The 11,764-nt window shown below is 72.6% G+C and carries 9 protein-coding genes and 1 rRNA gene; 5 read left to right on the top strand and 5 right to left on the bottom strand.

The window, feature by feature from the left end:
• Positions 1–93: ribosomal RNA gene (gene rrf, locus ACFC8N_RS04405) — 5S ribosomal RNA — on the top strand; the annotation flags it as partial.
• 89 nt (positions 94–182) lie between these two features.
• On the opposite strand, the gene ACFC8N_RS04400 is transcribed toward rrf, so the two are convergent.
• The 5 genes from ACFC8N_RS04400 to ACFC8N_RS04380 are packed head-to-tail and all read right to left on the bottom strand — an operon-like array spanning position 183 to position 5,829.
• Positions 183–1,493 carry a DUF58 domain-containing protein gene (locus ACFC8N_RS04400; protein ID WP_356031745.1) on the bottom strand — a complete coding sequence of 437 codons (1,311 nt, stop codon included), beginning with the start codon at positions 1,491–1,493 and terminating at the stop codon, positions 183–185.
• Positions 1,493–2,482, bottom strand: a complete 990-nt coding sequence (locus ACFC8N_RS04395) for a MoxR family ATPase (protein ID WP_356031762.1) — start codon at positions 2,480–2,482, stop codon at positions 1,493–1,495. The genes ACFC8N_RS04400 and ACFC8N_RS04395 overlap by 1 nt, the downstream gene beginning before the upstream one ends.
• Positions 2,482–3,678 (bottom strand): DUF4350 domain-containing protein, encoded by a 1,197-nt coding sequence (locus ACFC8N_RS04390; protein ID WP_376286216.1) that lies wholly within the window; start codon positions 3,676–3,678, stop codon positions 2,482–2,484. Before ACFC8N_RS04390 ends, ACFC8N_RS04395 begins: the two co-directional genes overlap by 1 nt.
• Positions 3,675–4,454 (bottom strand): DUF4129 domain-containing protein, encoded by a 780-nt coding sequence (locus ACFC8N_RS04385; RefSeq protein ID WP_362823375.1) that lies wholly within the window; start codon positions 4,452–4,454, stop codon positions 3,675–3,677. Before ACFC8N_RS04385 ends, ACFC8N_RS04390 begins: the two co-directional genes overlap by 4 nt.
• 4 nt (positions 4,455–4,458) lie before the next feature.
• Complete coding sequence (locus ACFC8N_RS04380; protein ID WP_356031739.1) at positions 4,459–5,829, bottom strand: glycerophosphoryl diester phosphodiesterase membrane domain-containing protein; 1,371 nt, start codon at positions 5,827–5,829, stop codon at positions 4,459–4,461.
• Positions 5,830–5,969: 140 nt separating this feature from the next.
• On the opposite strand from ACFC8N_RS04380, the gene mtnA reads away from it, so the two are divergent.
• From mtnA to ACFC8N_RS04360, 4 genes are read left to right on the top strand one after another with little or no spacing between them, the layout of a single operon-like run.
• Positions 5,970–7,112 (top strand): S-methyl-5-thioribose-1-phosphate isomerase, encoded by a 1,143-nt coding sequence (gene mtnA / locus ACFC8N_RS04375; RefSeq protein ID WP_356031736.1) that lies wholly within the window; start codon positions 5,970–5,972, stop codon positions 7,110–7,112.
• A 4-nt stretch (positions 7,113–7,116) separates the two neighbouring features.
• A complete protein-coding gene (gene mtrA, locus ACFC8N_RS04370; protein ID WP_191870552.1) occupies positions 7,117–7,806 on the top strand; it encodes a two-component system response regulator MtrA in 690 nt (229 codons plus the stop codon).
• Position 7,807: 1 nt separating this feature from the next.
• Positions 7,808–9,922: an MtrAB system histidine kinase MtrB gene (gene mtrB, locus ACFC8N_RS04365; RefSeq protein WP_356031733.1), complete on the top strand. Its 2,115-nt coding sequence runs from the start codon at positions 7,808–7,810 to the stop codon at positions 9,920–9,922.
• The gene (locus ACFC8N_RS04360; protein WP_356031731.1) at positions 9,912–11,753 is read left to right on the top strand and encodes an LpqB family beta-propeller domain-containing protein; all 1,842 of its coding nucleotides are present in this window, start codon (positions 9,912–9,914) and stop codon (positions 11,751–11,753) included. Before mtrB ends, ACFC8N_RS04360 begins: the two co-directional genes overlap by 11 nt.
• The last annotated feature ends 11 nt before the right edge of the window (positions 11,754–11,764 follow it).

Raw genomic sequence — 11,764 nt, 5'->3', positions numbered from 1 at the left:
ACGCCCGGTTACATTCCGAACCCGGAAGCTAAGCCTCACAGCGCCGATGGTACTGCAGGGGGGACCCTGTGGGAGAGTAGGACGCCGCCGAACAAATTTTGGGAAAGGCCCACGCCATCAGGCGTGGGCCTTTCTGCGTTTCACCTACTTTTGTTCCCGAAGAACGGCGGGGCGGGCTCCTCTCAGAGCCGGCCCGCCGCTTTCAGAGCGAGATACGCGTCCGCCAGCGTCGGCGCCAGGTCTTCGGGGGTCGCGTCCACCACCGTCACCCCATGACGACGGAGCTGTTCTGCGGTGTTCCGACGCTCGCTCTGTGCCTGAGCCGCCGCCGCGGCCTCGTACACCGCCTCTGCGTTGCCCCGGGCCTTGCCCATGCGCGCGATGTGCGGGTCCGCCACCGAGGCGACCAGAACCGTGTGCCGTTGCGTGAGCTGCGGGAGCAGTGGGAGAAGGCCCTGTTCCATCGGAGCGGAGTCGAGTGCGGTGAGCAGGACGATCAAGGACCGGCGTGGCGCCGTACGGAGTGCCGTGGCGGTGAGGCCGCGTGCGTCCGTTTCGACGAGTTCCGGTTCGAGCGAGGCCATCGCGTGGACCAGGGACGGCAGGACGTCCCCTGCGGAGCGGCCCTGGACGAGGGCGCGTACCCGGCGGTCGTACGCCAGGAGCGCCACACGGTCGCCGGCCCGGGAGGCTAGCGCGGCGAGGAGCAGGGCCGCGTCCATGGAGGCGTCGAGGCGCGGGGCGTCGCCCACGCGGCCGGCGGAGGTGCGGCCGGTGTCCAGAACCAGCAGGATGTGCCGGTCGCGTTCCGGGCGCCAGGTGCGGACGGCGACGGCGGACTGCCGGGCGGTGGCTCGCCAGTCGATCGAGCGGGTGTCGTCGCCGGGAACGTACTCGCGCAGGCTGTCGAACTCGGTTCCCTCGCCGCGTGTCAGCACGCTGGTGCGGCCGTCCAGTTCACGCAATCGGGCGAGTTTCGACGGGAGATGCTTTCGGCTGGTGAACGGGGGCAGAACCCGTACAGTCCAGGGCAGCATGTGCGTGCCCTGGCGGGAGAACAGGCCGAGTGGGCCGTAGGAGCGGATCGTGACGCGGTCGGCCCGTCGGTCGCCGCGGCGTGTGGGGCGCAGTCGGGTCGTCACGCGCCTGCGCTCACCCGGGGGGACGGTCAGGCGGTGGCGGGAGGCCTCGATCTCGGTGCCGGGCTGCCAGCTGCTCGGTGGCCAGGCGTCCCGTAGCTGTGCCCGCAGGGGGCGGCGGGACGGGTTGGCGAGTGTGAGCGTGACGTCGGCGGTCTCGCCGAGGCGCGTGGAGGTGTCGCCGGAGCGGGTCAGGGCGAGACGTCGTACGGGGGCGGCGAGAGCGAAGTCGCAGGCGCAGGCCAGTGCCAGGGGGCCGTTGACCGCGAGGAGGCCTGTCCAGCCGGGTTCCAGGACGCCGACGGGGATCGAGCCGAGGGCCGCGAGCAGGGCGGCGCGTCCGGTGAGTGCCATCAGCGGGGGACCGGGACGTGGGCGAGGACGGCGTTGATGACGGAGTCGGCGGTAACGCCCTCCATCTCGGCCTCGGGGCGCAGTTGGACACGGTGGCGCAGAGTGGGCAGGGCGAGCGCCTTGACGTCGTCGGGGATGACGTAGTCGCGGCCGGTGAGCCACGCCCAGGCGCGCGAGGTGGCGAGGAGGGCCGTGGCCCCGCGCGGGGAGACGCCGAGGGTGAGCGAGGGCGACTCGCGGGTGGCGCGGCAGATGTCCACGACGTAGGCGGCGATCTCGGGGGAGACGGTCGTCTTGGCGACGGCTGCGCGGGCCGCGTCGAGGTCGGCGGGGCCGGCGACGGGGCGTACGCCGGCGGCGCGCAGGTCGCGCGGGTTGAAGCCGGAGGCGTGGCGGGTGAGGACGTCGATCTCGTCCTGGCGGGAGGGCAGAGGGATCGTCAGTTTGAGCAGGAAGCGGTCGAGTTGGGCTTCCGGGAGGGGATAGGTGCCCTCGTATTCGACGGGGTTCTGCGTCGCGGCGACCAGGAAGGGGTCGGGGAGCGGGCGTGGGGTGCCGTCGACCGTGACCTGGCGTTCCTCCATGGCTTCGAGGAGGGAGGACTGGGTCTTGGGCGGGGTGCGGTTGATCTCGTCCGCGAGGAGGAGGTTGGTGAAGACCGGGCCTTCCTGGAAGGAGAACTCGGCGGTGCGGGTGTCGTAGACGAGGGAGCCGGTGACGTCGCTCGGCATCAGGTCGGGGGTGAACTGGACGCGTTTGGTGTCGAGTTCGAGGGCCGAGGCGAGGGTGCGGACGAGGAGCGTCTTGGCGACTCCGGGGACTCCTTCGAGGAGGACGTGTCCGCGGCAGAGGAGGGCGACGACGAGGCCGGTCACGGCGGGGTCCTGGCCGACCACGGCTTTGGCGATCTCGGCGCGCAGGGCTTCCAGAGAGGCCCGGGCGGTGCCCGCGTCCCCGGTGGTTCCGGCGTTGTCAGTGGTCGGGTCCATCATGAATGGCGTACCTCTCTTTCGAGGGCGTCGAGTTGGTCGGTCAGTGCGATGAGGGCCGCGTCGTCGCGGGGCGGCGGTCCGAAGAGGAGGGGGTGCAGGGTCTGTCCGTCGCCGGAGCGGTGGGCGGCCAGGGCGGGTAGCAGGGCCTCGGGCGCGTGCGCCTGGGCGACGGGGACGCCGACGAGGGGGGCGAGCCGGGTGCGGGTGGCGGAGCGAAGAGCGGCGGCCGCGCGGTCGCGGGCGTCGGCTTTGCGGTAGAGGCGGGCGCGGCCTTCGGCTGTTTCGGAGGCGCGGATCGCGACGGGGAGTCTTTCGGGCACGAGGGGGCCGAAGCGGCGTGCCCGCCACAAGGCGGCGAGAGCGGCTGCGACGAAGAGCTGGAGCGTGCCCCAGAGCCAGCCCGAGGGGAGCAGGTCGAGGAAGTTCTTCTGGTCGCCGTCGTGGGCGGCCGAGGTGTCGGCGAGCGAGGGGAGGTACCAGACCAGATGGGGGCGGGAGCCGAGGAGTTGGAGGGCGAGCGAGGCGTTGCCCTGCTTGTCGAGGCGGTCGTTGTAGAGGATGTCGGGGGCGCCGAGCACGACGGTGTCGCCCGTCCCGGATGCCGCGGGGATGCGCAGCAGGGTGGCGAGGCGTGCGCTGGGGTAGCAGCGTTCGGCGTCGAGGCGGGTGGTGGTGTAGCGGATGCCGCCGGTGTCCGCGCTGCCCGCGCGCCGGGCCTCTGGGAGGGCGCAGCCGGGGGCGAGAGTGTCACGGCTGCTGGTGGTGGGGTCCGCGGTGACCCCGGGGGCGAGCCGCTCGATGGACCAGCTGCCGGCTGCGACCAGGACGGCGCGTCCGCCGGAGGTCGCGGTCGCCTGGTGCAACTGCTCCTGTTGGCGGGTCGTCAGCAGGTCGGGTACGGCGACCAGGAGGGTGGTGTCCGGGCCGGTGGCGGCTCGCGCCTGGCCGAGGGTGGTGACCACGCGGGTGGAAATGCCGCGGTCGGCGAGGAGTTGGGCGACGGCGCGGCTGCCGTAGGGGTCGGCGGAGCGCGGGTCCAGTTCGCCGTGCCGGGCGGTGGAGCGTACGGCGGCCATGGCGATGGCCGCCGCGAGGAGCAGGACGACGGCGAGCGTGATGCCTCGCGCGCGGGTCCACACCTGGCGGGCGGTGGGCGCTGTGGAGGTGGTCGGCGCGGAGGCCTCGGCGGTCACCGGGCCGCCCCTTGGCGGGCGTTGTGGGCTGTGCTCACGGCGCTGTGGGCGAGGGCGGGCCTGGTGCGTTCCAGGTCGCGGTCGAGTTCGGCGATGCGTTGGTACGACTGCTCGTTCGCGCTGCGCCCGCCGTATGTGATGTCGTCGAACTCCCGTGCCGCGGAGGCGAGTCGGTCCGTGTGTGCCGGGAGTGTGCGGCCGGCTTCGGTGGCCGCTTCGTCGGCGGTGCGGCCGGGGCGGACGTCGAGCAGGGCCCGCTCCTCCAGGGAGCGGACGATGGCCCGCATGCGTTCCTGGACGGCCTGGTTCCAGTGGCCCTGGGCCGCGTGTGCCTCGCCGGCCGCGCGGTGTTCGGCGGCGCTGCGGGGGCGGTCGTCGAACAGGACGGCGGTGGAGGCGGGTTGGCGGCGCGGGGTGCCCAGGCGCCACCACAGGGCGGCCAGGACGGCGACGATGAACAGGATCACGACGACCAGGCCGAGCGTGCCGCCGGGTGTCGCGGAGGCGGCCGAGCCGAGCAGCCGGTCGAGCCAGTCCCAGAACGCGTTCAGGGCGCGCTGGAACAGGCCGGGTTCGTTCTCGTGGTACATGCGCTTGGACAGTTCGCGCCGAGCCGCCTCTCGCGCGGGGTCGCGTGAGAGGGTCACCGGCGGTTTGCCGCCCGAGCCGCCTGCTGCGCGGACGGCCGTGTCCGACGCGCGCAGCAGGCCGCGTACGACCGTGTTGCCGACGCCGGCCGGGGCCGCCGCCGTGAGAACTCCCCCCGTGAGACTCACCGCATCAGCTCCCCGGGACGGGACCGGGGGTGCCGGTGCCGTAGCCCTGGACACCGGCGGCGCGGGCCAGTTCGAGGTCGAGGGCCTCGCGGCGGATGCGCTGGTCGATGTAGAGGAGCACGGTGACGCCGGCGCTGATGGGGAGGGTGAGCGTGGCGCCGACCAGCGCGCCGATTCCTTGGACGATCAGGGTGGTCCAGCCGATGTGCCCGCCGTTGGCGCCGAGCAGGTCGTTCATGCCGTCACCGCTCGCGGCGGCCCCGATGAGGGTGAAGGGGATGGTCACGACGGCCGAGACGATGAGGGTGATGAGGAGGGTGAGCAGCATGATGCCGAAGATGCGCCACCAGGAGCCGCGCACGAGCTTCGCCGAGCGCTTCAGGGACTTCACGACGCCCTGCCGCTCCAGCATCAGGGCGGGGGCGGCGAGGTAGTAGCGGATCAGCAGCCACACGCCGATGACGGTGCCGCCGAGGAAGCCCAGGGCGAGCAGTGCCGCTCCGGCGTTGTCGCCGCCGCCGGCGATCAGGACGAGCAGGCCGGGCAGTGCCCCGGCGAAGATCGCGCCGACGAAGATCAGGGCCAGCAGGATGAGCAGCCCGAGCAGTTTCAGGATCTGCGGCCGGGCGTCGCGCCAGCTCTCGCGGGTGGTGACCGGCCGGCCGAGGACGGCCCGGCTGGTGATGGTGGTGAGCAGGGCGGTCGCGATGAGCATGGCGGCCGTGCGGATCACCGAGAGGACGCCGGTGCCGATCATGGTGTCGCGCAGGGCGTGGAGTGCTTCGGAGGGGGTGGCGTTGGGGTCGCTGACCGTGGTCTGGACGTCGTTCAGCACGAAGCCCTGAAGGAGGACCATGCTGACGTTCATGACCAGGGCGACGGTCAGCGAGATGCCGAGCACCGTGCGCCAGTAGGTGCGCATGGTGGAGACGGCGCCGTCGAGGATCTCGCCGACGCCGAGCGGGCGGAGCGGGATGACACCGGGCTTGGCCGCGGGCGGGGGGCCGCCCCAGCCGCCGCCCCAGGCTCCGTAGCCGCCGGGGGCGCCGTAGCCGGTGGGCGGGCCCGCGTAGCCACCGCCGTAGCCGCCGGGGCCCGGTGTGCCGGGCTGCTGTCCGCCCCAGCCCGGGCCGGGCGGTGGGGGCGGCGGGGCCTGGTGCGGGCCGGGGGCACCGGTGGGGGCGGACCACTGGCCGGGCGGCGGCTGTTCCTTGGACCACTTCGCGCCTGGGCCCTGCGCGTCGGTGACCGGCTGCGGCGCGGGCTCGGCATCGGCGGGGCGGTCGGCGGGCTCGGCGGGGCCGGACACGCCGGGTTCCCGACCCTCGGACGACGGGGCGGATCCGGGCGAGGCCCAGCCCGGAGTGTCTGTCATCGAAGCTCCTTCTCGGTGCCGGTCCGCTGTCGCGGCGGCAGGTTGGCAGCCATCGTGCCATGGGGTGGTTGTCCCCGGACCTGCCGCGGTGGGCGCCGGACTCCTTCAATTGTCCGCGGGATCCGGGGCAGACTGATCACATGGCTGATCAGCAGGCGCGAAGCGACGGGGACAAGCGGTCGACCGAGATACCTGTGGTCCGATGGGAGGAACCACCCGAAGGTCCTGTGCTGGTCCTTCTCGATCAGACGCGGCTTCCGGCGGAGGAGGTCGAGCTGGTGTGCACGGACGCGCCGGCGCTGGTGGAGGCGATCCGTTCGCTCGCCGTGCGCGGGGCGCCGCTGCTCGGGATCGCCGGGGCGTACGGCGTCGCGCTCGCCGCCGCACGGGGCTTCGACGTGGCCGAGGCGGCGCGGGCGCTGGAGGGCGCCCGGCCCACCGCGGTGAATCTGTCCGTCGGGGTGCGCCGGGCCGAGGCGGCGCACCGGGCGGCGCTGGCGAAGAGCGGCGATCCCGAAGCGGCGGCAGCCGCGGCGCTGGCCGCCGCGCGGACGCTGCACCGCGAGGATGCCGAGGCCAGCGCCCGGATGGCGGCGCACGGTCTGGCGCTGCTGGACGAGTTGCTGTCCGGCGGTGGGCACCGGATTCTCACCCATTGCAACACCGGTTCGCTGGTGTCGGGCGGGGAGGGCACGGCCTTCGCGGTGGCCCTCCAAGCGCACCGTGAGGGGCGGTTGCGGCGGTTGTGGGTGGACGAAACGCGTCCGTTGCTGCAAGGTGCTCGCCTGACGGCGTACGAAGCGGCACGCAGTGGCATGGCGTACACCTTGCTCACCGACAACGCGGCGGGTTCCCTGTTCGCGGCGGGTGAGGTGGACGCGGTGCTGATCGGGGCGGACCGCATCGCGGCCGACGGTTCGGTGGCGAACAAGGTGGGGAGCTATCCGCTCGCTGTGCTGGCGCGGTACCACCATGTGCCGTTCATCGTGGTGGCGCCGGTGACGACGATCGATCCGGACACTCCCGACGGGGCGTCCATCGAGGTCGAGCAGCGCCCCGGCTTTGAGGTGACGGAGATCACAGCACCCCAGGTGCCGGTGACGGGAGCGGGAGGCGGGATTCCGGTGGCACCCCTGGGGACCCAGGCGTACAACCCGGCGTTCGACGTGACGCCGCCCGAGCTGGTGACGGCCATCGTCACCGAGGGGGGAGCCGTTTCGCCCGTGACCGCCGAGGCTCTTGCGGAGCTGTGTGCGAGGTCACGCCAGGTAACGATTAGCTAATGGGATGATGTCGTTTATGAAGGGACGAGTCCTTGTCGTCGACGACGACACCGCACTGGCCGAGATGCTCGGCATCGTGCTGCGTGGTGAAGGTTTTGAGCCGTCTTTCGTAGCCGACGGCGACAAGGCGCTGGCCGCTTTCCGCGAGACCAAGCCCGATCTGGTGCTGCTCGACCTGATGCTGCCCGGACGGGACGGCATCGAGGTGTGCAGGCTGATCCGGGCGGAGTCCGGGGTGCCGATCGTGATGCTCACGGCGAAGAGCGACACCGTCGATGTCGTCGTGGGCCTGGAGTCGGGCGCCGATGACTACATCGTCAAGCCGTTCAAGCCGAAGGAGCTGGTGGCCCGGATCCGGGCGCGGCTGCGGAGGTCGGAGGAGCCGGCGCCGGAGCAGCTGACCATCGGTGACCTGGTCATCGACGTGGCCGGGCACTCGGTGAAGCGTGACGGGCAGTCGATCGCGCTGACCCCGCTGGAGTTCGACCTGCTGGTCGCGCTCGCGCGCAAGCCGTGGCAGGTGTTCACGCGCGAGGTGCTGCTCGAGCAGGTGTGGGGGTACCGGCACGCCGCCGACACACGGCTGGTCAACGTGCATGTCCAGCGGCTGCGATCCAAGGTCGAGAAGGACCCGGAGCGGCCGGAGATCGTGGTGACCGTCCGTGGTGTCGGTTACAAGGCCGGACCGAGCTGACATGTCCGGGGACAGCGCCGCTTCGGCTCCCGGCCGGTCCGGGGCCCGTCAGGGGCGGCCTGTCGGCCGGAGCGCGGGTGCGCGGTTCGGGCGGCTCTTCGAGGGCGGGCTGCTCCAGGGCGGGGTCCAGGGCAGTCCGGTCCTGCGGCTGTTCCTGCGCTGGGTGCGCCGTCCGCTGCTGCCGGTGATGCGGCTGTGGCGGCGCAACATCCAGCTCAGGGTCGTCGCCACGACCCTGCTGATGTCGCTGGGCGTCGTCCTGCTGCTGGGCTTCGTCGTGATCGGGCAGGTGCGCAACGGCCTGCTGGACGCGAAGGTGAAGGCCTCGCAGAGCCAGGCCACCGGCGGGTTCGCGGTGGCCAAGCAGAAGGCGGACGAGGCGGCGAGCGGGACCGCCACGGGGACGAACGCGGCCCCCGCCACGGGCGACGGCACCTCGACCGCGGACGGGCGGCAGTCGCAGAACGTCATCCAGTGGATGAGCGACCTCGTGGAGTCGCTGTCCAGCGGTGGCGCGGGCGCCTTCGACGTGGTGACGCTGCCCGTCGGTGACGACAGCGGCGGTGGACGCAGCCCGCGCGGTTCCGGGAACGTCAACCCGACCTCCAGCGTGCCCGCGGACCTGCGCGAGCGGGTCAACAGCGGGACGACGGCCGCCCAGAGCTACACGCGCATCGTCTACTCCAACGGCAAGGACTCGCAGCCGGCGCTGGTCATCGGCAAGCAGGTCAACGACCCCAACGGGCGGCCGTACGAGCTGTACTACCTCTTCCCGCTCACGCAGGAGGAGAAGTCCCTCAGCCTGGTCAAGGGCACGCTCGCGACCGCCGGGCTGTTCGTCGTCGTGCTGCTCGGGGCCATCGCCTGGCTGGTGGTGCGGCAGGTCGTCACGCCGGTGCGGATGGCGGCCGGGATCGCCGAGCGGCTGTCCGCCGGGCGGTTGCAGGAGCGGATGAAGGTCACCGGCGAGGACGACATCGCGCGCCTCGGCGAGGCCTTCAACAAGATGGCGCAGAACCTCCAGGTGAAGATCCAGCAGCTGGAGGACCTGTCGCGGATGCAGCGTCGGTTCGTGTCGGACGTCTCGCACGAGCTGCGCACACCGCTGACCACCGTCAGGATGGCGGCCGACGTCATCCACGAGGCGCGTGAGGATTTCGACCCGGTGACCGCGCGGTCGGCCGAGCTGCTCGCCGACCAGCTGGACCGGTTCGAGTCGCTGCTGGCGGATCTGCTGGAGATCAGCCGGTTCGACGCGGGCGCGGCGGCGCTGGAGGCCGAGCCGATAGATCTCAGAGAGGTCGTCCGGCGCGTGGTCAGCGGTGCCGAGCCGCTCGCGGAGCGCAAGGGCACGCACATACGCGTGCTCGGCGACCAGCAGCCCGTGGTCGCCGAGGCGGACGCCCGCCGCGTGGAGCGCGTGCTGCGCAACCTCGTGGTCAACGCCGTCGAGCACGGCGAGGGCAGGGACGTCGTCGTCAAGCTCGCCTCGGCGGGCGGCGCGGTCGCCGTCGCGGTGCGCGACTACGGCGTCGGGCTCAAGCCGGGCGAGGCCACGCGTGTCTTCAGCCGGTTCTGGCGGGCGGACCCGGCACGCGCGCGTACCACCGGTGGTACGGGCCTCGGGCTGTCGATCGCCCTGGAGGACGCCAGGCTGCACGGCGGCTGGCTGCAGGCCTGGGGCGAGCCGGGGGGCGGCTCGCAGTTCCGGCTGACGCTGCCGAGGACCGCCGACGAGCCGCTGCGGGGCTCGCCGATACCGCTGGAGCCCAAGGACTCACGCCGTAACCGAGGCCTGGACGAGGCCGGGCTGCCCGGCGGGGGCGGGGAGAAGCGGGCCACGGTTCCGGTGCAGCAGGGCGGCGCCCAGGCACCCGCGCTGCCGCCGCGCGCGCCGATCGCGCCGCGGCTGGCCGGGGCCACCCCGGCCGTCGGCCCGACGGCCCTGCCCGGCAACGGCAACGGTGCCCGTGTGGTGCCCCGCCCCAGCGGCGGTGCGCGGCGCCCGGACGAGGGGCCCGCCGCGGGATCCGCAGCCAGCGCGGATGCGGCCCGGCCGGATGCGGCCGCACCGGAGGACTCGACCCAGCCAGGGGAGGCATTTCGTGGCCGCTGACCGCAAGGGGGGCGCCCGGCAAAGACCCGGGCGCGCGGTGGCGTACGCCGCTCTGGGAGTCGTCCTGCTGGCGGGCTGTGCCTCGATGCCCGACAGCGGGGACCTGCGGAACGTGGAGTCCACGCCCCGGCAGGACACCGGGGTGCGGGTGTTCGCGATGCCGCCGGCCGAGGGCGCGGGTCCGGCCGAGATCATGCAGGGCTTCCTGGAGGCGCTGACCAGCGACGATCCCTCGTACGACACGGCTCGCAAGTATCTGTCGGACGACGCGGCGCGCAGGTGGCGCCCGGAGCGGTCGACCACGGTCCTCGCGAACGGGCCGAGCATCGAGACCGACTGCCGCGCGGGCGCCGGCCAGGAGCCGACCGACAGCGTCACCTGTGTCCTCGCGGGCACCCAGGTCGCGACCGTGGACGCGCAGCAGGCGTACGAGCCCACCGACGGCTCCTACCGCAAGAAGGTGCACCTCACGCGGAGCACCAAGACCGGACAGTGGCGCATCGACGGGCTGCCCGACGGCGTCGTGATGGGCAAGTCGGACTTCCAGCGCAACTACACGTCCGTCGACAAGTACTACTTCGCCTCGGACACGACGGGCGGGCCGAGCGGGCAGCCGGTGGCGGTGGCCGATCCGGTGTTCGTGCGCAGCAAGGTCGACGCGATGACGCAGATGGTCCGCTCGCTGCTGAACGGCCCGACCAGCTGGCTCGGCCCGGTCGTCAGGTCCGGGTTCCCGACCGGTACGGCCTTGCAGAAGGACGTGTCGGGGCTGGCGCCCGACGACCAGAACAAGCTGACGGTGCCGCTGAACCTCAAGGCGTCCCAGGTCACGCCGGGCAAGTGCACCGAGATGGCGACGCAGGTGCTGTTCACGCTGCGGAACCTGGCGCCGACGCTGGAGTCGGTCGAGCTGCAGGGCGCCGACGACCGCAGGCTGTGCGACCTGAGCGAGGAGCGCGCCGAGTCAGCCGCCTGGCACGGGTCGGCCAAGAGCCCGGAGTACCTGTACTTCCTCGACGGCAAGCACCGGTTGGTGCGGATGCCGACGGGGAGCACGGCTACCGGAGCGCTTCCGGTGCCGGGTGTGTTCGGTGAGAGCGACAAGGGCCTGGAGTCGGTTGCCGTCTCGCGCGACGAGCACAGTGCGGCCGGCGTCGGTGACGCCGGGAAGTCGTTGTACGTGACGTCGCTGGCCTCGGGCGGTTCGCTCGGCAACGCGCTGGTGACCAGCGCGGGCCCGACCGAGGGCGACCGGCTGACGGCACCGAGCTGGGACGCCCGCGGCGATCTGTGGGTGGCCGACCGGGACCCGCACCACGCGCGCCTGTACGTCGTGGAGCAGGGCGCCGCCAAGCCGCAGGAGGTCGCGGTCCCGGAGCTGTCCGGCCGGATCAAGGACGCCCGGGTGGCGGCCGACGGGGTACGGATCGCACTGGTCGTGGAGAAGAAGGACGGCGAGCAGTCCCTGCTCATCGGCCGGATCCAGCGCGACGACGGCACCGGACAGGGCACCTCGGTGGTGGAACTGCGTTCGGCGGCGCCGGACTTGGAGCAGGTCAGCGCCATGTCGTGGGCCGGGGACAGCAGGCTGCTCGCGGTGGGCCGGGAGCAGGGCGGCGTGTTGCAGATGCGGTACGTCCAGGTCGACGGCTCCACGCTGGACGGTCCGACGCCCGGTGCGCTCACCGGCGTCAAGGCCATCGCCGCGTCCGAGGACGAGCGGGTGCCGCTGGTGGCCTACTCCGAGGACGACGGGATCGTACGGCTGCCGTCCGGAGCGCAGTGGCAGAAGGTGGACAAGGACGGAACGGCACCGGTCTATCCGGGCTGACGGCCCTGCCG

It is taken from the genome of Streptomyces sp. NPDC055966, from assembly GCF_042269865.1.
In the GTDB taxonomy this organism is placed as follows: Bacteria; Actinomycetota; Actinomycetes; order Streptomycetales; family Streptomycetaceae; genus Streptomyces.
Note: the sequence above shows the minus strand (reverse complement) of the source record. Positions and strands in the feature narration are given on the sequence as shown.